The organism is Thiorhodospira sibirica ATCC 700588 (assembly GCF_000227725.2).
Classification (GTDB): domain Bacteria; phylum Pseudomonadota; class Gammaproteobacteria; order Ectothiorhodospirales; family Ectothiorhodospiraceae; genus Thiorhodospira; species Thiorhodospira sibirica.
This window is the reverse complement of record NZ_MU255056.1, coordinates 1,153,306-1,174,123: the sequence shown is the minus strand read 5'-3', so window position 1 is coordinate 1,174,123 and position 20,818 is coordinate 1,153,306. Positions and strand designations below refer to the sequence as shown.

Here is a 20,818-nt window from a genome sequence, read left to right as displayed (position 1 = left end):
CTATCATGCCATGCTGAGGTGTCGCTCACCAGTGCACAAAAAAAGCGGCATCTGGAAGATGCCGCCACAAAAAACTCTCCCCCTGCCAAGGGGGAGTCAGAACCACCCCGCCCCTACGGGGCACCCCTCCTTAAAAAGGAGGGGAGTTTTACTGCTGCCATTATTCGTGCTGGGCAGGAATGTCGAGGTTCAGGGTTTGGCTACGGTTGTAGACCTCCAGTACGGTGTCTGGGGTGAGGTCGCTGCTGCCGCTGACGGTGAAGCGGATGGTGCCGTCAGCATCGGTGATCAGGGCGTGTGTACACTCGGGCAGCTCGGTGAGTGTGCTGGCGCTGCTTACGATGCTCAACACCTTCGGCAGGCCAAGGCAGAGCCATTGGTTGGCCGCAGGCCGTCCGTCAGCATAGGCTGCGCTGACGCGGATCGTCTGCGGATGACGGGCATCAAGATGCAGTGTTTGCGGATCAGCACTGAGGCTGGCGCCGACGAAGCTGACGCTTAGGGTGTTAGACCATACCTCGCTGCCGTCAATACGGGCGGTGAGGTGGGCATCGCCGCCGACCAGATCCAGGCCGCTGGAGAGTCTGGCATAGCTTGCGCCATCTGGCCCGGTTTCCAGGCTATCCAGGCGTAGCGCATACACCGGCGGGCTGATTTCAAGCACAATCGGCAGGCCCGCAACTGGCAGGGCATTTTGATTATGCGCCGTCACCGTGATGGCGGCAAAATCAGTCCCGTCAACCTGAATCTCCTGCTTGTCGGTGGTAAGCGTGAGTTGTGCGATATATACGCTCTGCCCCTCGGTGGTCCGTGCTTGACTGCCGTCAAGCGTGGGCTGGGTATTCGCCCATTCAAAATGGCTATATGCCTTTGAAGCATTCAGGTTCAATACTGGACTATTAGCCATCGGTGGACTTGAAAGCACCATCGAGCTGGATGTTGCTGCGCTTTGCGTACATGTGCCTGTAGTAACATCTGTGCCTGTAGTAACAACACACTCCAAGATACGACTTATATCCTGTCTATCATCTAACACAGCAGTCAAGGTAACCGAAGTTAAGTTATGCATATACAGCTGTGCCGTGACAAGACCTGCTGCATTAGTCAGCTTGTTATCCACCCGCAGATCAGCACTTGCGGGATTTGCACTGATGGTCACTGGTACGTTGGGAACTGCGGTGCGATTGGCATCACTGACAAAGACCTCGATATCAAATACTTTATCATCTTCATTCCAGCGAATTTGCCGCATCTGAATCTCCTCTTTAGGCGCTTCAATGATCTGGAAGGTTTCTGAGCTCGTCAGGTTTTGGCCACCCTGAGCACCCTCTACAGTGGCGGTTAAGTTGACTGTATCTCCAAATTCCAAGTCGCCACTGTACAAGCGCGCATAGGCCATGCCATCGCCGCCGGTGATGCGGTTGATCACCCGCAGGTCAGCGCCGGTATTGCTTACGGTGAAATCAACCGTTGCCCCTGGAACGGGCTGGTTGTTGGCGTCTTTGACCAGTGCGCTGATGAGTGCTGAATCGCGACGATCTGCGCGAATCTGGCGTTTATCTACGTCGAGCTGCAGGCTGGCGGGTACGGTTTCATCCGTCATCTGGAAGTAGACGTTATACGGCGATGCTGGCAGGTTGTCGTCACTTTCGGCACGCGGCAGGCGTATGGTCTGTAAGGCCTGTACCTCGGTGCCTTGTACTACGGTGGTGGCCCGCAGTTCGGCAATAATCCAGTCAGCCCGTTCTTTCAGGTAGACGATGCGGAAGGTGGCTAAGCCGCTTTCATCGGTGACTACGCGGGCAGGTACGGAACCCGCCGCCGTCGATTCAGGCAGCAGGCGACAGCCCGCCGCAAAGGCATCCGCTGCATCGTTGATCGGGGTTGTGGGTTCTCCACGCCCTGCGGGGGCGCATAGTCTGCGATTGCTTGACCATGCGTCTTGCAGATCGCGGGTGACGTTGCGGTTGAGGTCTTCATTGTTGACATCCCGCAAGATGATGGCGTTGCCCTCGATGTCGCGATACCCCAAGGAAAAATGGGTTGGCCAGATGCCTAAGGAGATTTCTACATTGGCCAAGGCACCGCCATTGATGTCGGTGGCTACAATCGAGACTGGCAGTTCGTAGGCGGTGTCATCGTTGATGGCGCTGATAACATTCGCCATGCCAATACTGATGGAACCGGGTCTGTCGGTCATGGTGATGCGGACATCATCACATTTCGGGGTGCCGTTGTTGCTTAGCCCAACCACACAGGAACGTACCCGAACGCCTTCACCGGAGGAGGGCGTATCACCCACCACGAGGCGGGTGGTGGCCCGACCGCTTTGGTCGGTGTAAGCCAGGGTGTTGTCGAGATAGGTTCCCAAGGATGGGCCAACAATCTCAAAGCTCACCAAGGTGCCGGGACGCACGGGAATGAGGTTGTCCCCGGTGGTGGAGCCGGTTTCAGAGCGCATCACGGTTGAAGTAATGGTGGACTGGTTGCCGCTGCTGATGGCCATGGTGGCCGGATTGGCTTGCAGGGAGAGATAGGTTTGGTCAAAGACCAAATCATCCCCGTCATAGGCAAAGAAGCTGAATGTTGCCCGCTCGCGGCTGTCGTCTTCTTTGGTCGCCGAGACGGTGACAACACCTGACCTAAAGCCCATTAAGGAAGCACTGGCGATGCCGTTGACGACATTTACGGTGACGTTGTTAACGCCCTGAGTGTTGTTCCAATACCCGGAGCTGGTGGTAAAACGAACCCGGCCAGTGTAAGGATTGCCTTGTGCATCTTCTACAGATACCGTGAGCTCTCTGACTTGATGCTGAATGGCGCGTTCGCCACCGGCAAGGGTGTCAATCCGCTTTTGCGTATTATCAATATCTCTGTACGTAGTGAATACAATGCCCTGCGCAGTCACTGTTACGGGGATCTGCACAGTTAAGGCATTGCCCGGATCGGTGACTCTGAGGGTTCCTGATTCCACATTTTCCGCCCGGATGTCAAAGCGAATGCGCCCGCTGCCATCGGTCATCAGTGAGGTGGCACAGCCTGCTTGTGCGTCAGTCGTTGTCGTTAGCGTTACGAAAGGTGGGACGTGCAAGCACAAGGTTTGATTCGCCGCTGGATTGCCCGCGCCATTGCGTGCCGTGATGTTGATGGTCCGCGATTCTCCCAATGTCATGGCGACAGTTTCAGGTTCTACCGTCAAGCTGGCGCCGGTGAAAGTAAAACGAAGCGCATTGGAGGCAATATTCTGTGCGCTAGTGACTCTGGCTGTCACAGAGGCCTGACCGGCAAGTAAGGCAACGCCGCTATATAAACGCGCGGTCAGTGTGCCGTCTGCGCCGGTTACTGTGCCAGAAACCCGCAGGTCGTATTGTGTCGGATCCACAGAAAATTCCACCGGCACGCCTTCTACCGGCCGATTGGCTGCATCTTTAGCCAAGGCGGTAATGGTGGCGAAGTCAACGCCATCAGCGCGGATACTGACTTTATCGGCCTGAATTTGCAGGCTGGTGGGTGTGGGTGCGCCAGGCTCTGGCGGTTCGGCAAAGGTGAAGTTCAGCGGGGTGATGGCGCTGATGTCTCTGCCATCTACGCGTGCTGTGACAGTGGCCGGTGGTGTGGCACTGGCGCTGTAGTACAGCTGGGCGGTGATGGTGCCGTTTTCATCCGTGCGTGCTGCCTGGACACGCAGGTCATGGCCCCCTTCGATGGATAAGGTGACGGGCACGTTGGCAACCGGACGATTGCCGCTGTCACGCACCAAGGCGGTGATGGTGGCAAAATCGACGCCATCCGGGCGAATCACGGTTTTATCGGCGGTGATTTGCAGGCTGGCTGCGCGGTTGAGTGCGCCTTGGTCACCGGGATCGGTCGGCTCAGGGAGTGCAAGGCCGATGTTGAGGTCATAGCTGGAGCCACCGAGGGTGGTGAAGACAAAGCTATGATCGCCTTCGTTTTGCATGTTAATCGTGGCGGTGTTGCGGCCTTGATTGTCCGTGACGCCAAATGCACCACTGGCCGGGCTGTAGTTGACGATAGCACCCGGGCCGTTGTAGGTGTGGGTGATTTGTGCGCCTTGAATAATCGCGCCCATATCATCCTGCACTACGAAGTTGACGGTGCAGGTGGTTGGGGGAACCAGGCTTGCACAACTGGCGGTGGCAAACAGGTGACCGGCACCCGATCCCAGAATGGTGAGTGTAATGGGTGTCGGAACTTCGCCGAGGAAGCCATCGGTGACGCGGAAGGTCACCGGAATACCGGCCGCGCCGGGCTGTTGGCCGGAGGATTGAATGTTAACAGTGGCACAGCCGCTGCCATCCAGACGCAAGCTGCCCTGAGCGCTGGTGTTGCCATTGACACGCACAGTGGCCGGGCCACGCTCGCCGACGCTGTAGCTGATGCCTGCGCTCGGTACGGGGGCCAGGTTCTGGTCTGTCAGGCACAGCTCAACCGAGGTGGTGGTGTTGGCGGGTACAGTGGCGCGAGAGGCGGTAAAGGTGCCTGCCCCGCCGTCCATATTGGCCAGATAAACCGGCCCGCCGGTGTTTAGAATCGTGCTGACGCTGTGATCCTGGGTGTGCGCGACGATGATGGCGGTCTGGCCGATGCGGGTGACCGGATAGGTCAGCAGGGTGCTGGCACTACCGGTTTCGTCAGTGTATACCGGCGAGAGGATGGTGCCATGCTGCGCCCGCCCGACGGTGTAGGGCACATTCGCGCCGGTATCTCTGCCTTGACGAAACGGGGTGTCAACATTCAGCCGATCGGCACTGAGCAGGCGGGTGATGGTACGAATACCCTGATGGTAGAAGTTATCGCTGTTGATCCCCGGGTGCAGCACCAGACGATCCCCGACACGCGCCCGATCAGCGCCCGTCAGGTTTGCACCTGTGGCGTTGAGTTCATGGCCGCCTTCTACCGGGTTGGCATTATTCCCGCTTATGCGAAAACGCCCTGGGCCCGTTTGCGGATAGCCGTCAATCGGGCCGTCCATGATGGAGAAGTAAATCGGCGTGTTGGGATTGACCGGATTGCCTTGGCGATCGGTGGCGGTGACGCTGATCACGCGGCTGTAGTTGCCGCTTTGCAGTTCGGCATTACCAAAGCGGGTACGACCGGTCAGCAGGGCCTCGACATAGGGGCCGGTCAGGGTCAGGTTGAACACCTCGCGGCTTTCGCCGGTCACGGTGATGGTGGTTTGGGCATTGAGTGAGCGCCCGGTTTCGGGGTCAGTAATGGTGGTGGTGATCACGGCCTCGCCGGGTTCACTGGTGCTGGTGAAGAAGAACTTGGCAATGCCGCCGCCGGCGGTCTGGCCGCTTAACTGGGCGGTGGGGGTGCTGAGCGTTTCTCCCGTCAAGGTGGACAGCCCGCCATGACGCACGTTATTCACGGTGATTTCTACCGGAATCCCTTGGCGAGCTTGGCCGGTGGCACGGTCAACAACCTGCACATTGATTTCTGTGGTGGTGGGACGGCTGAGATTGGGCGGATCATTGTTTAGATTCGCCGGAACGGCACTGGTCACCGCGCTCATGCTGATGTTGACGGTATCGACAATCGGCTCAGGCTCCTCTGGTGGTGCAGAGACGCCTAGACTTAAATCAAAGGTGGTACCGCCGAAGGTGCGGAATACAAAATCGTATTCACCTGGGGCATCCATGGCAATGGTGACCTGATTACGTCCTTCTTCGTTGGTCATCCCGAAGGCACCGTGCGGCGGATTGTAGGTTACGGTGGCACTGCCAGCACCTTCGTAGGTGTGGTTGATCAGAGCGCCTGACATTGGGGTGCCAAAGTCATCCAGTACCAGGAAATCAATTTCACATTGTGCCGGGGCTTCGAGGCTGGTGCAGGTCGCCGTACCAAACAGTTGCCCGGCGCCGGGGGCGTTGATGCCAACGACTAACGGCGGCGGGGCATGGCCGATAAAGCCGTCAATGACATTGAAAGTGATCGGGATGCTGTCGCTGCCGGGTTGTTGACCAGATACAGCAACCACAACGTCAAGACAGCCACTGGTTCCCAGGGTCAGATTGCCCTGCACATTTTCATTGCCATTCACGCGGATGTTGGCAGGGCCTTTGGGGCCTACACTGTAGCGTACTGTGGCGCCGGGAGCGGGCACGTTATTGGCATCACGCAGGCATAGCTGCATGGAGGTGGTGCTGTTGGCGTGGAGAAAATCGTGCGAGGTGGTCAAAAAGCCCGGATCTTGCAGATTGGGCAGGTACATCGCCCGGCCCGTATTGAGGACGGTGCTGACGCTGTAGTCAGCCGTATGCGCGACCAGAATAGCGGTTTGCCCCAGGCGGCTGACAGGGTAGGTCAGCAGGGTGCTGGCTGTGCCGGTGACGTCGGTATAGGTGGGCGAGAGAATGGTGCCGTGTTGGGCACGACCGATGATATACGGCACATCAGGCCCCGTGTCTCTGCCAGGGCGGAAGGTGTGGCCACGCGGATCAATGTAGAGCCGATCCGGTTGACTGGCAAGCATGCTGGTGATGGTACGAATGCCTTGATGGAAGAAGTTGGGCGCGTTGATATGGGGATCAAGCACGACGCGGTCATTTAAGCGCGCTCCCCGATTCAGAAAGTTGCCGCCGGGGGCGTGTAAGTCAAAGCCGTTTTCTGCGGGATTGGCATTGGTGCCAGTGATGGCAAAGCGTCCCCAGCCGCTTTGCGGGTAGTCAATAATCGGGGCGTCGATCAGTGAGAAGAAAATCGGCGTGTTGGGATTGACCGGGTTGCCCTGGTGATCGGTGGCGGTGACGCTGATGACGCGGCTGTAGGTGCCGTTTTGTAAGGTGGCACTGCCAAAGCGGGTGGCGCCGGTGAGCAGGGCCTCAATGTAGGGGCCGGTGAAGGTGAGGTTTTGTACTTCGCGCACTTCGCCGACAATTTCAATCGTGGTTCTGGCGTTGACGGTGGCTCCACCATTGGGATCAGTAACGGATGCCGTCAGGGTTGCCGTGCCTGCTTCGCTGTAACTGGTGAAGAAGAATTTGGCAAAGCCGCCACCAGAAGTGGTCGCGGTGGTTTGACCCATGGGGGTGGTAAATTCCCCACCACTTTCTTCCAGGGTGGTCAGATAGCCGTGACGCACGTCATTGACGTTGAGGTTGACGACCATGCCCTGCATTCCGCGCCCGGTGGCTTTATCCTGCACCAAGACATTGACCTCGGTGGTGGTGGGGCGGAACAGATTAGGCTCTTCATTGTTCAGGTTTGCCGGGATCGTGGCATTGGCGACCTGAATCTTGACCTGAATCGACTCCCCGCCAAACAGGCCGGAGCCACCGCCTTCTCCACCGCCGCACCCTGCCAGCGTCAAGGCAAATATCATGATAAACAGCGAGGTGAAAAACTTATACATAAGGATGACTCCGATAATCCAAAATATCAGGGTGCGGCATTAAAAATCCGGTTCTGTTTTAGCAAGCAGACGTGAACGCTAGTTGATCGTGCTTTGATCTACAATTTTAGGCGTCACAAAAATAAGGAGCTCTCTTTTTTCACTGCTACGGCTATTGTTACGAAACATGGCACCAACGACCGGAATATCGCCGAGCAATGGGACTTTGGTCTGACCTGATGAACTCGATGTTTCATAAATACCGCCGAGCACGACGGTTTCGCCATTGCGTAAAAACACTTGTGTATTGATTCTTCGTGTTGCGATGGCTGGCTGTCCCTCAACCGCATTAACCCAGTCAGGCTCATCCTTCTTCACCATTATTTCTAAAATCAGGTTGCCATTGGGGGTAATTTGTGGGGTGACCTCCGTTTCCAGGGTTGCATCTTTAAACTCAGTCTGGCCACGCCCACCTTCATCAGTGTCTTGCCGATAAGGAATTTGTGTTCCCTGAGTGATACTGGCCGTCTTGCCGTTAGAAGTAATAAGCCTGGGGCTGGCTAATGACTCTGAACGTCCTTCGTGCTGGGCCGCTGAAATTTCCAGATCCAGCAAAACATCTGGGCGCAAAATGGAAAACGCAATCTGCCCTTGTCCCGTTGAAGCCAATGTTCTCGGTAAAGAAACATTTAAACGATCATTCAATCCAATTCCCGTAGGATCAACGCGACCACCACCGACAATACTACTGCTGGCCGGAATGGATCCACTCGTAGCATAGGTGGTATCGCCTTCACGACGCCCGCCGGTGACCCCAAAGCGGGTGCCTAAATCACGCATAAAGGTCTCTGCCGCAATAACAATACGGCTTTCAATCAAAACCTGTTGCACCGGAATGTCCAGGGCGGCGATGAGTGTACGAATCTCAGCGATCTGGGTCGCCGTATCACGAATCAACAGGGTATTCGTGGCGTCGTGGACTTCCAGGTGGCCGCGATTGGATAAAAATCCTCTGACGTTGCGATCTACGCCTGCCACATCAGATTGCACGGTGCGGGTGCTTTCTGAGCGAATAATTTGCGCAATCTCACCCGCTTTCACGTAATCCAGGCGGATAAATTCAGTGCGCAGCGGTTCCAACTCGCGCACCTGGCGCTGGGCTTCCAGTTGTTGGCGCTCCCGCTCGGCGATTTCCTGCGCCGGGGCCACATAGATCACGCTACCGCTTTGGCGCTGATCCAGTCCTTTGGTGACCAGAATCAGCTCCAGGGCCTGATCCCAAGGGACATTGCGCAATCTTAAGGTAATATTGCCGCTGACGGTATCGCTGACGACGATGTTCAGATCGGTAAAATCCGCCAGTAACTGCAACACTGAACGCACTTCAATATCCTGAAAATTCAAGGACAGGCGTTCACCGGTGTAGGCAAAGCGTTCGCGTTCGATGTCGGCGCGTTCCTGATCGCTTAAGGGCCGCGCTTCCAGGGTATAGCGACCATCCGCCTGCCAGGATAGCAGGTCATAGGCACCGGTCAGGGCGATGGTCATGCGCACCCGGTCAGCCTCACGTCGGGTATCAATGGTGTTGACTGGTGTAGCAAAATCCGTGGTATCCAGGCGGCGTTCAAGACGTTGCGGTAACGCGGTGCGGGGGAACATCAATTCAACCTCATTGGCCCGCTCGCGCATATCCACCAAGATTGCGGGGTCACTCAAATCAATGATAACGCGGCCCTCACCTCCTTCACCCCGGCGAAAATCTACATTTTCAATGCGCCGCGTATCTGTTGCGGATACCGCAGGTCTGCCGGGTGGCGCGGGTGTGGTGACGGGGGAGGGTGCGGTTGCCACAACGCTTGACGGCGGCGTTACCTCCATGGGACGTACTTCGCGCACCTGCCACAAGGGGGAACGCTGAGCTTCGTCGGCCAGTGAAGGTAGGGGGGGGGTGCATAACCGGGTGCAACTACGGTCGGCGGTGGCGGAACTGGGACTGCCTCAGGCATTGGAATGGGTTCTTCTTCAGTCACTACCTGGTCCGCAATCAGCGGCTGAATAGGCCGGTCGCGGCTGGCGGTTGACTCTCTGGGCGTTAGTAAGATGGTAAATTGCTGATTGTCTATGCGGGTTTCATAGCGCATCATGTGGGTTAGATGGAGTACCACGCGGGTGCGCCCATCGGCTTCAACGGCATTCACCGATTGCACAAGACCCACGTTGACGGGATGCGTGCGGGTGCTGAGGCTGTTGCGGGTAGCTACAAAATCGAAGGCCAGGCGGGCCGGGTTTTCGATGCTGAACGAGCCGGGTTCAGCGATCAGGGCCTGCTCAAAATCCAGTACCACTTGCAAACGGTCGCCAGGCAAACTCACATGACGCAGCTGGGTAAGCGCGTTACGCGGTGCTTCCTGGGGCGTCTGGGCATAAACATGACCGGCGCTGCCCATCATCAGCATCAAGACACTGATAAATACCCAGCGCGTCCAAAATCGCAAGGCGTCATGATCAGCGTCGGGCACGGTGACGCGAAAGGGTCTGGCGGTTGCTGTGTAATAAATAGGATTTGCCGGTTTCATTGTTATCTTGCCTCTATTCTGATAGCGCGATCGTTGTCTCGCGCTCCATGTACCCACCGTGACCATCTGGCACTATTTCCATCAGTTCAACGCCAGTTTGGCTGATTCCCGTAATTCTGCCGTGATTTTGCCCCATGTAGTTGCCCAGACTCACGCGCTGAATGCTACGATCTGGGGTACGGATGAGAACATAAAAGTCTTCATCGCGCGTCAGTGTACCTACCATCCGCAAGGTATCCAAGGGGAAACTTTCCAAAAATTCACGCGTGCGGTATTGGTCAGGCCGGATACCGGCAACCGCAGGGGCCGTAGGATCATCTTCGATCACGCGGGTAGCAAAAATCCCGGCGTCAAAGGGGTTGCGTTCATGCCCTGGATACACAAAGCTTTGATAGGGCTTGAGTTCTGGAACAGGCTCAATGCGCCCCCCCGGACGGGCCTTAACCTCGCGAGCATAGCGCTCCAGATCGGACATATCGCCGGCGCAGCCGCTCAATCCCAGAATCAACAGGACGGCCAAGAGCGTGCTTAGATGACGCATGCGTTTGCTCTCCTGAAGGGTGAGTCCAGTATTTGCAGTTTGCCGACTACGCAGATTGTAGCGAGATGCAGGCCGACCATGATCAGTTTTCCAGGTAACGGTAAGTGCGGGCAGTTGCCTGAATGACCAACATTCGCCCGTCCTGCTCGGATTGCAGATTCACATTATGCAAGGTAACGATACGCGGGAGCTCGGCAACGCCGCTGGTAAAGTTGGCAATCTGCTCATAATTGCCTTTCATGCGTAGCTGAATGGGGTTTTCTTCGTAAAACCCCCTTGGCACAGGGCGCTCTGGCCTAAACAGCTCAATCTCCAAACCTGCCGCTAACCCCGTTTGGGAAATATCTACCAGCAGGCGGGGGATTTCCGTGCGGTTAGGCAGCTGACGCAGCATGGTTCCCAACATGCGGCGCATTTCTTCAATTTGGTCTTTATAGGCTTCCAGATTGGCGGCCTGGCGCTGTTTGGCTTCAAAACTTTGGCGCAGGGTGCGTTCCTGCTGCTCGACCCTGTCAAGCTGCAGTAGCTGGTCTTTGATGATAAAATAGTATCCGCCTCCGCCGATCAGCGCCATGATTAACACGATGGCAATGGCCTTGATCGGTGCCGGTGCCGAGCCAATATTTTTGAGATCAATATTGTTTAAGTCGAGATCCATTTGCATATTCATGATGGCCCCCTGCCTAACTCGGGTTTTTTTGCTGTACAGTGAGACGGAAATGGCTCAGGCGCTGGTTATTTTGCACCTGCACCTCGATGACCTGTAACACCGGCTCATTAAACCAGGGAGAGTCTTCAAGGTTGCGCATAAACGCCGAGATACGCGCATTGGACTCGGCGCGACCATTGATTTCTAGCGAGTTACCGCGCTGCACCACGGAGGTGAGATGCATTCCGTTGGGCAAGGTGGTCACCAGCTCATCGAACAGATGCACCACCACCGGACGACTGCTTTGTAATTGCTGGATGATGTTGATGCGTGCGACCAGGGCGTCACGCGTGGCTTGCAGTTCTTTAATTTCGGCGATCTGCCGATCCATAAGGCGGATCTCATTTTGCAAAAAGGTGTTGCGGTTTTGCTGATATTCAATCAGGCCGTTGACATGCGTGTAGGCATAAAAGACGCCGATACAGGCCAATACGGCGGCAAAACCGGCGATGATCGAAAATTCGCGCTGTTGTTCCTGGCGTTTTTGTTCACGCCAGGGCAGTAAGTTGATCCGCGACATCAGTCAAAGCTCCTTAAGGCCAGGCCTGAGGCGATAATCAGGGATGGCGCATCATTGCCGATACGCTGTGGATCAACGCGAGCGTTGAGTCCCATCTGGGCAAAGGGGTTGGCAATTTGTGTCGGTGTACCCGCTTGTGCCTCCAACAAGTCATCAACCCCCGGAATGGCGGCACAGCCCCCCGCGAGGATAATTTGATCGAGGGTTTCTTCGGTGCCGGAGGCAAAGAAAAATTGTAAAAAACGATTCACTTGCTGCACCATCATTTCCTTGAACGGCTCCAGCACGTCAATCAGGTAATTTTCGGGCAGCCCGCCTTCCTTTTTGGCACGTCCGGCTTCGTCATAACTCATGCCGTAGTGACGCATGATTTCTTCTGTCAACTGGCGCCCGCCAAAAGTCTGTTCTCGGGTGTAGATGAGCCGCTGATTTTTAAACACGGTGATGGAGGTCATGGTCGCACCAATGTCGGCAATGGCAATGGTGGCATTGGGGTCTAGCTTGGGATTTTGTAACATCAGCAGTGGCAGCACATGTTCAATGGCATAGGCTTCTACATCCATGACCTGGGGTGTCAGGCCGGCCTGCTCTGCGGCGGCCACGCGCATCTCGACATTTTCACTGCGCGAGGCAGACAGCAACACTTCGACGGTTTCAGGGTTCTTGGGGGAGGGGCCGATGACTTCAAAATCCAGATTGACTTCTTCCAGCGAGTAGGGGATGTATTGATCGGCTTCCATTTGGATCTGTGCTTCCATTTCATCGTGTTTGAGCGAGGCGGGCATGCTCAAGACTTTGGTGATAACGGCAGATGAGGGCACGGCCATGGCACACAGACGGGTTTTGCTGCCTGAGCGCCGGTAGGCCCGCTTGATGGCATCACCGACGGCATCCACTTCCTGGATGTTTTTTTCCAACACTGCGTTGTTGGGCAAGGGATCCACGGCATAGCTTTCCACTCGGTATGTTTTTCCCATACGGCTGAGCTCCACCATTTTGACGGAAGTGGAGGTGATGTCGATCCCGAGCAACGACTGGCTTTTTCGACGCAATCCGATCATGGCACACTCTAAATGAGGTTATAATGTGGTCGGGGTTTGCCCCTTTCCCTCTCCACAGGCAAACGGAGGCTCCTGACACTGCCTTAGCAGACCGACATCCACGCCATCAAGGTATCCATGGCTCATGCTACAGCAGATATGGGTTGGCTCTAACCTCCCTTTATTAGCCTATATGGAGCAGTAAATGCAAGCCTTTGGCAACCTGCTAATCCTGTTTAAATAGTAGACCTAACTGCCCACTATTGCTAGTGTAATTTTATAAAAATGCGATCCTTTCTTCATTGTTTTTTTGAGACGCAGTGATCATTTTTTGATGAAGCACCCTTAAAAACCTCTCCATCAAGCGCGCTTATCATGAGATTTGTTCTTGGATTTCTACGTTGGGGCATGGGAACGCTCCTCGCCTTGCTGACCTTTGGCCTGTTCGGTGCCTTAGGGGTTTATATTTATCTAGCAAAGGACATGCCAGACGTTGAAACCCTGCGCGATGTACAGCTGCAGGTCCCGCTGCGTGTCTTTAGCCGCGATGGCCTGTTAATCTCTGAATATGGCGAACAGCGGCGCCAGCCCATCGTCTTAAGTGCCGTGCCCACGTTAGTGCAACTGGCCTTTCTGGCGGCCGAAGATGACCGCTTTTACGAACACCCCGGCGTGGATTACCAGGGCATTTTACGCGCTGCCTTGAATCTTGCAACTACCGGCGAGCGCACCCAGGGCGGCAGCACGATCACCATGCAGATTGCCCGCAACTTCTTCCTGCACCGTGACAAAACCTATACCCGCAAACTCACGGAGATTTTTCTGGCGCTCAAGATTGAGCGTGAGCTGAGCAAAGATGAGATCTTTGAGCTGTACCTGAACAAGATTTATCTGGGGCAGCGGGCCTATGGCGTGGTTGCCGCCGCCCATGTGTATTACGGAACGACGCTGGATCAGCTCAATCTGGCGCAGGTGGCCATGATTGCCGGACTGCCCACAGCCCCCTCTGCCGCCAACCCGATCAACAATCCCGCCCGCGCCATTGCCCGACGCAACTATGTCCTGGGGCGTATGTTTCATCTGGGATATATCAGCGAAGATGAATTCAAAACGGCGCTCTCTGCCCCCGTGACGGCCCGTATGCACACCCCGACCATTGAGCTCAGTGCTGCCTATGTGGGCGAAATGGCGCGCCTGGAAATGATCAGCCGTTTTGGCGAGCGGGCCTATACTGAGGGCTATCGGGTCATCACCAGTGTGGATGCGCACCTGCAGGCTGCGGCCAATGATGCGCTGCGGCTGGGCTTGATGGAATACGACACCCGGCACGGTTATCGTGGCCCCGAGGCCAGCCTGGATTTGTCCCGCCATGCCGATGAGGCCGCCTGGGATCGCGAACTGGCAAATTTTGCCCGGGTGGGCGGCTGGCTGTTGCCGGCCCTGGTCATGAGTGCAGACGCGCAAAAAGCGCGCGTGTATCTGGGCGGTGGGCGCTATATTGCATTGGATTTAGCGGCGGTTTCCTGGGCACGGCGTTATATCAGTGAATCGCGACGCGGCCCGGCCATCCGGCGGGTTGATGAGGTGCTTGCACCGGGGCAGATTGTTCGCGTCATGGCGGTCGATGATGCGGCGACAAACTGGAAACTTTCGCAGGTTCCCGAGGTGGGTGGTGCCCTGGTGGCGTTGAATCCAGCGGATGGGGCGGTGCTCGCCTTGGTGGGTGGCTATGATTTTTTTCAGAGCCATTTCAATCGGGCGGTTCAGGCAGAACGTCAGGCCGGTTCGGCCTTTAAACCCTTTATTTTTGCGGCAGCCTTTGCCCAAGGCTATTCACCCGCCAGCGTGATCAACGATGCCCCGATTGTGATTCGTGATCCCTCCCTTCCGGGCGGTTTTTGGCGTCCGGAAAATTACAGTGGCCGCTTTTATGGGCCAACCCGGCTGCGTGAGGCCATGGCGCAATCGCGCAATCTGGTGGCGATTCGCTTGCTGGACACGGTGGGCGTTGCTTACGCGCATGAATACCTTGACCGCTTTGGCTTGAATCTGCGCACCCAGCCGCGCCGCCTGTCGATGGCCTTGGGTAGCGGTACGGTTACGCCGCTGGAATTGACGGCGGCGTATGCGGTGTTTGCCAATGGCGGCTTTAAAATTAGCCCCTGGGTGATTGAGACCGTCTATGACGCGCACGGTCGCGTGGTATTTGCCGCACCGCAACGGCGCGCCTGTCCCCAGCCATGTACCCATATTCCGGGTAGCTATCGCGACCCTCAGGGCATTGAGGCCCAACGCGTCATGGATCCGGCCCATGCCTATCAGATGAACTCCATTTTGCAAGAAGTCATCCGCTCCGGCACCGGACAACGCGCCAAGGCCCTGCGCCGCACCGATTTGGCCGGCAAAACGGGAACCACCAATGATTTACGCGATGCCTGGTTTAGCGGTTATCATCCGCAATTGGCAGCCACCGCCTGGGTGGGTTTTGACCGTTCAAGCTCGCTGGGCGGACGGGAAACCGGTGCTTCAGCGGCCTTGCCGATCTGGATCAACTTCATGGAACAGGCTTTGACGCAATATCCTGACATTGAACCGCCGCTTCCTGAAGGGTTGGTGACGGTGCGCATTGATCCCGCCACCGGGCGGCGTCTGAGCGGGGATAGCCCTGGCGGTCTGGTCGAGGCGCTGACCTCCGAGCAATTGCTCAAGATTGCCCAGCAACCGACCTATGATGGCGGCACCCCCGCTGCCCGCTGGCAATTACCCCCGGAGTCCATTTTTTAAGCACGGAGCGCGTACCCGGCGTGTCTGCCTTGAGGCAAGCCCATGCTACACCCGCCTATAAAAACGACAATAAAGTGATGCACGATAATGTCTGTCAATGATCTTCGAGTCCGCCAATTGATTACCGAGGAGGCGGCACGCATCATTCTTGATGAAGGGGTTAAGGACTACCGTCTGGCCAAGCGCAAGGCCGCCGAACGTCTGGGCGCGGAACAAACCCGCAATCTGCCACGCAATACGGAAATTGAGGCGGCGGTACTGGAACGCCAGAGCCTGTTTGAGGATGAACACACCCAACAACACCTGCGCCATCTGCGTGAAAATGCGCTCCAGGCCATGTATCTGCTCAAACCCTTTGCCCCGCGCCTGGTGGGGCCGGTGCTCAGCGGCATTGTCAATGGTCGTGATGAGGTGACTTTGCATCTGTTTAGTGACAGCGTAGAAGAGGTGATTTTCTATCTGCATGATCGCGGCATTCACTGGCATAGCGATGAACGCCGCATCCGTCACGCCCAGGGTTATGTGTCTTACCCCAGCCTGTGTTTTGGCGGCAATGGCGTAGACATTGAAGCCATTGTGCTACCGCTTAAAGCCATGCGCCAACCCCCTCCCAGCCCGGTGGATGGCCGCCCGATGAAAGGCGCCGATATCAAGGCGCTGGAGGCTTTGCTGCAGGCGTAAAACTGCCGTGTGGCGGCGGCTTCCCTGCCTGCTGCGATGCACGTCGGTACCCGTCGCATTTTTTTGGAGCGGCATCAAGATGATGCCGCCACATGGCGGACGCATCTTGCGTTTGCCTAGGTGTAAGCTATCCAAGTGACACCAGGAAACTATCCCACGTCGCGATATCATCTGCGCTCTGGGCTTGAAATCCTGCGCCTCTGCCCTTATCAAGGGAGCTTAACGAATCCGCCAAGCCTAACTTTGGAGTGTTTTGATGAGTGTAGATGCCCATAAGGAAACCCTGCGTTTCCAGACCGAGGTCAGCCAATTGCTGCACCTGATGATTCATGCGCTGTACTCCAACAAAGAGATCTTTTTGCGCGAGCTGATTTCCAATGCCGCCGACGCCTGCGACAAGCTACGCTTTGAATCACTGGCCGATGATGCCCTGCTGGAAGGCCAGTCGCAGATGCACATTGAGGTCAGTTTTGATCCCACCGCTCGCACCATCACCATCTGCGATAACGGCATCGGCATGAGCCGTGAAGAGGTGATACAAAATATCGGCACCATTGCCAAATCAGGCACCCGCGAATTTTTATCCCGCCTCAGCGGGGATCAAAAACAAGATGCCCACATGATCGGTCAGTTTGGCGTGGGCTTTTATTCCTCCTTCATCGTCGCCCAAAAAGTCACCCTGAGCACGCGCCGCGCAGGCATGGGCGCAGAGCACGGGGTACGCTGGGAATCCGATGGCTCAGGGGATTTCAGCGTAGAGACCATCGAGCGCGCCGCACGGGGCACCGAGATTGTCCTTCATCTTAAAGAGGGCGAAGACGAATTTTTAGATGCCTGGCGTTTGCGCCATATCATCACCCGCTATTCTGACCATATCCCGCTGCCGATCATGATGCCCGCGCAGCGCCACGGCGATGAGGCTGATGAGCAGAGCAATGCCCCAGAATGGGAAACGGTTAATCGTGCCTCGGCTTTATGGACACGCGCCAAAAGCGAAATTAGCGATGAGGAATACCGCGAATTTTACAAGCACGTCGCGCATGATTTTGAAGACCCTTTGAGCTGGTTGCATAACCGGGTAGAAGGCAAACAGGAATACACCACCCTGTTTTATATCCCCGCCCGGGCGCCCTTTGATTTGTGGGACCGCGATACCCGCAAGGGCATCAAGCTCTATGTGCAGCGGGTGTTCATCATGGACGAGGCCGAACACCTGATGCCCGCGTATTTGCGCTTTGTGCGCGGAGTGGTGGATTCCAACGATCTGCCGCTGAACATTTCCCGCGAGATTTTGCAAAATAACCGCCTGATCGACAGCATTCGCGGCGGATCGGTGAAAAAGGTGCTGGCCCATCTGCAGGATATGGCCGAACAAAACCCCGAAAAATATCAGGGTTTCTGGGATGCCTTTGGACGGGTACTCAAGGAAGGTCCGGCGGAGGATTACAGCAATCGCGAGGCCATTGCCAAATTATTGCGCTTTGCCAGCACCCACAGCGATAGCGAACAGCAAACGGTCTCGCTGGCGGACTATATTGCCCGCATGAAAGAAGGCCAGAAGGCGATTTATTACATCACCGCCGAGTCCCATGCCGCCGCCCGCCACAGCCCGCATCTGGAAACCTTCCGCAAGCATGGCCTGGAGGTTTTATTACTGTCGGATCGGGTGGATGAATGGCTGGTTTCGCATCTGCACGACTTTGAGGGCAAGTCCCTGCAATCGGTGGCCAAGGGCGCGCTGGATCTGGGTGATCTGGAAAGCGAAGACGAAAAACAAGCCGCCAAGGCCGCCGAGGAAGAGGCCAAGGACGTGCTGGTGCGATTGAAAGAAGTGTTGGGCGAGCGCGTCGAAGATGTGCGCGTGTCGCATCGACTGGTGGATTCACCCGCCTGCATCGTGCTCTCTGAGCAGGATATGGCCTTGTATATGCAGCAGTTGCTGAAACAGGCTGGTCACCAGATCGGCGGTAATAAGCCCATTTTGGAAGTCAACCCGCGCCACCGTTTTGTCGAGCGCCTGCGCGCTGAGTCAGACAGCGAGCGCTTCAAGGAGTGGGGGCTGGTCTTGTTTGAACAGGCGGTTTTAGCCGAAGGCGGACAACTGGAAGACCCCGCCCAGTTTGTACGCCGCCTGAATCAGCTGATTTTCTAAACGGCTAAACAGGGATGTTTGATGCGCAGCTGAAGCTGCGCGCTCCAGTAAACGCATCAGCCCCGGTGAACCGAGCCTTACTCGGCGCGTCGGGGCTGATGCTGTTTACTTTATTTATCCTTATTCTTGCTTCCGGTCATCATTTCGGATTGCTGCCGAAACGCCTCCCAGAAAAATTTCTCCATCGTCGTGGCGGTTTGCATCCCGCCCATCACCATCTTCTGCATTAACAAGGCCATGGATTCAGGGTCCTGCATTTCCAGATACTGATCACGCATCCGCGCCATCAGCTCATCTTGCAAGGGGCGCACATCAGGAAAGCCCATAAATACTCGCAATTCTTCAGGCTTGGCTTCAATATCAACGGTTACTTTCATCTGCATCTCCGCGAAAAACCCCGACATTGATGCCGGAGAGGGCAGCCGCATCGTGCCTTGCATGATCACGCAGCCCTGTTCGCGTCCTCCGTTTGTCGTGTGTGGGTTAAACAAGTGCGGCGCATATTCCGCCCCTGCCTTTGGCGAGGAACGGTCAGGACGGCCTTAGCCATCATAACGCAAAACCGTCCTTCGCGCTCCCAGCGGGGCGTTTATGACCGGGCGCTGCCGGGGCGGGGGAGGTCCATGCGGATGCGGCGTTCCCATAAGGCTTTGCGGCTGATGCCTAAGCGTTTGGCCAGTTCGGTTTCGGTCATCTGCGTCTGATTTTCCATGACAAAGCGTTTGAAATAGTCATCCAGGCTGAGGTCGGTGGCGACGCTGCTGGGTTTTTCGGCGGCGGCGATGCCGAGATGTTCGCATTGAATCTCGGCGCTGTCGCATAAAATTACTGCCCGTTCGATGCAGTTTTCCAGTTCTCGCACATTGCCCGGCCACCGGTGGCGTTGCATGGCGTTGAGTGCAGCCTGGCTGAAGCGGACGGACGGACGTTTCAGGCGCTGGCAGGCCTTGCTCAGTAAAAATTCCGCCAGCAGGGGGATATCCTCGCCACGTTCGCGCAAGGGGGGGATATGAATCTCCATGACTTTAAGCCGGTAATACAGGTCTTCGCGAAAGCTGCGCTCTTTGACCATGCTCTCCAGGTCACGATGGGTGGCGGCGAGCAGGCGCACATCTACGCGCCGGTTGCGGGTGGCGCCGACGCGGCGAATCTCGCCATCCTGCAAGACGCGCAGCAGGCGCGATTGCGCCGCCGGGGTGAGTTCGCCGATTTCATCGAGAAACAGGGTGCCGCCTTCCGCCGCTTCGATCAGTCCTTCGCGGGTTTGCAAGGCTCCGGTGAAGGCGCCTTTTTCATGGCCGAAGAGTTCAGATTCCAGCAGGTTTTCCGGGATCGCGGCGCAGTTGACGGCGATGATCGGTGCCTTGGCGCGGTGGCTTTTGGTGTGAATGGCGCGGGCAACCAGTTCTTTACCGGTGCCGGATTCGCCGCGAATCAGGACGGTGGCATCGGTGGGGGCGACTTTGCTCAAGGTTTCGCAGATGCCGCGCATCGCCGGTGAGCGGTGAATAATGCCTTCCACGGGATAGGCTTGCCCCAGATCGGAGCGCAGGCGGGCGTTTTCCTGTTCCAGGTCATGTTGCTTGAGCAGCCGTGCGACCAACAGCAGCATTTCTTCATGATCAAAGGGCTTGGCGATATAGTCGGCCGCGCCCTGTTTCATCGCTTCCACCGCTGAGCGCACGCTGGCGTAGCTGGTCATGATCAAGACCGGGGTGTTTGGATAATCCGCAATCAATGATACACCTTCACCATCGGGCAGACGCAGATCGCAGATGAGCAAGGCAAACTGCGCTTGCGGTGTCAGGCTGCGCGCCTGCGCCAGACTGTCGGCCTCGGTGATGCGATAGCCTTCGCGTTCCAGCAGGCGGCGCAAGGCCCGCCGGATCACCGCTTCGTCTTCAACGATGAGGATATGATTCAAGGCCATGACATCTCCGCAGGATGGCGCAAGGGATCATCAGAATCGGTGAAGGTCGTGAGGGGATACACCGCATCGCCGGGGCCAATGCCCCGCTCGGCAAACCAGCCCTGCATCATTTCCAGCGCATATTGTGCCGGGGCGCTGGCATGATGGGAGGTGGTGGTGAGCGGTTCCATGTCTGCGATATTGATGATCTGTCCGTGGGCATCAATAAAGGCCACCGACAAAGGTAATACAGTGTTTTTCATCCACATCGACACCGCCATCGGTTCTGGCCAGACAAATAACATGCCGTGATCCGGGGGTAATTTTGTGCGCCACATCAGGCCCTGGGCGCGGGTCTGTGGCGTATCGGCGAGTTCGGCAAACAGGCGATGTTCGCCGATCTGTAAGGTGATGCCGTGCAAGGGGCTGGGCGATTCGCTGGCCCTGGCCAGATGTAGATATAAGGCCGCCGTCCCCAGATAGCCCAGCAACAGCCACACAGCGAGATAGTGCCGTCGCTCAACGCAGTGCCAACGCATGATCGTTATCCCT

General features: G+C 56.5%; 13 protein-coding genes. 3 read left to right on the top strand and 10 right to left on the bottom strand.

Translation table 11 applies throughout. The features are described 5' to 3' along the window. Positions 1 to 160 precede the first annotated feature (160 nt). From THISIDRAFT_RS05590 to THISIDRAFT_RS05560, 7 genes are all read right to left on the bottom strand, one after another. A complete protein-coding gene (locus THISIDRAFT_RS05590) occupies positions 161 to 7,375 on the bottom strand; it encodes an Ig-like domain-containing protein (RefSeq protein ID WP_006786908.1) in 7,215 nt (2,404 codons plus the stop codon). A gap of 78 nt (positions 7,376 to 7,453) precedes the next feature. Next, positions 7,454 to 9,232: a type IV pilus secretin PilQ gene (locus THISIDRAFT_RS05585; protein ID WP_006786907.1), complete on the bottom strand. Its 1,779-nt coding sequence runs from the start codon at positions 9,230 to 9,232 to the stop codon at positions 7,454 to 7,456. Then, positions 9,223 to 9,930: an AMIN domain-containing protein gene (locus THISIDRAFT_RS05580; protein WP_006786906.1), complete on the bottom strand. Its 708-nt coding sequence runs from the start codon at positions 9,928 to 9,930 to the stop codon at positions 9,223 to 9,225. Before THISIDRAFT_RS05580 ends, THISIDRAFT_RS05585 begins: the two co-directional genes overlap by 10 nt. Before the next feature lie 13 nt (positions 9,931 to 9,943). Beyond that, positions 9,944 to 10,471 (bottom strand): pilus assembly protein PilP, encoded by a 528-nt coding sequence (locus THISIDRAFT_RS05575; protein ID WP_006786905.1) that lies wholly within the window; start codon positions 10,469 to 10,471, stop codon positions 9,944 to 9,946. Positions 10,472 to 10,553: 82 nt separating this feature from the next. Continuing rightward, positions 10,554 to 11,141 carry a type IV pilus inner membrane component PilO gene (locus THISIDRAFT_RS05570; protein ID WP_006786904.1) on the bottom strand — a complete coding sequence of 196 codons (588 nt, stop codon included), beginning with the start codon at positions 11,139 to 11,141 and terminating at the stop codon, positions 10,554 to 10,556. Between the two features lie 13 nt (positions 11,142 to 11,154). Beyond that, positions 11,155 to 11,700, bottom strand: coding sequence for a PilN domain-containing protein (locus THISIDRAFT_RS05565; RefSeq protein ID WP_006786903.1), 546 nt, complete (start codon positions 11,698 to 11,700; stop codon positions 11,155 to 11,157). Next, on the bottom strand, positions 11,700 to 12,761 hold the full coding sequence (locus tag THISIDRAFT_RS05560; RefSeq protein ID WP_006786902.1) for a pilus assembly protein PilM: 1,062 nt from the start codon (positions 12,759 to 12,761) through the stop codon (positions 11,700 to 11,702). Before THISIDRAFT_RS05560 ends, THISIDRAFT_RS05565 begins: the two co-directional genes overlap by 1 nt. 354 nt (positions 12,762 to 13,115) lie before the next feature. Here THISIDRAFT_RS05560 and THISIDRAFT_RS05555 point away from each other — a divergent pair, with 354 nt between their 5' ends. The 3 genes from THISIDRAFT_RS05555 (at position 13,116) to htpG (ending at position 18,357) form a co-directional block, all read left to right on the top strand. Beyond that, entirely contained in the window at positions 13,116 to 15,524 is a 2,409-nt protein-coding gene (locus THISIDRAFT_RS05555; protein WP_040851810.1) for a penicillin-binding protein 1A, read from the top strand. Between the two features lie 87 nt (positions 15,525 to 15,611). Further along, positions 15,612 to 16,205: a hypothetical protein gene (locus THISIDRAFT_RS05550; RefSeq protein ID WP_006786900.1), complete on the top strand. Its 594-nt coding sequence runs from the start codon at positions 15,612 to 15,614 to the stop codon at positions 16,203 to 16,205. A 256-nt stretch (positions 16,206 to 16,461) separates the two neighbouring features. Further along, complete coding sequence (htpG, locus tag THISIDRAFT_RS05545; protein WP_006786898.1) at positions 16,462 to 18,357, top strand: molecular chaperone HtpG; 1,896 nt, start codon at positions 16,462 to 16,464, stop codon at positions 18,355 to 18,357. A gap of 110 nt (positions 18,358 to 18,467) precedes the next feature. Here the strand turns inward: htpG and THISIDRAFT_RS05540 are convergent, their stop codons facing one another. From THISIDRAFT_RS05540 to THISIDRAFT_RS05530, 3 genes are all read right to left on the bottom strand, one after another. Then, entirely contained in the window at positions 18,468 to 18,734 is a 267-nt protein-coding gene (locus THISIDRAFT_RS05540; protein ID WP_006786897.1) for a DUF6489 family protein, read from the bottom strand. Positions 18,735 to 18,946: 212 nt separating this feature from the next. Beyond that, positions 18,947 to 20,281, bottom strand: a complete 1,335-nt coding sequence (locus THISIDRAFT_RS05535) for a sigma-54-dependent transcriptional regulator (RefSeq protein WP_139063982.1) — start codon at positions 20,279 to 20,281, stop codon at positions 18,947 to 18,949. Next, positions 20,278 to 20,805, bottom strand: a complete 528-nt coding sequence (locus THISIDRAFT_RS05530) for a DUF192 domain-containing protein (protein ID WP_006786895.1) — start codon at positions 20,803 to 20,805, stop codon at positions 20,278 to 20,280. The genes THISIDRAFT_RS05535 and THISIDRAFT_RS05530 overlap by 4 nt, the downstream gene beginning before the upstream one ends. Positions 20,806 to 20,818: the final 13 nt, after the last annotated feature.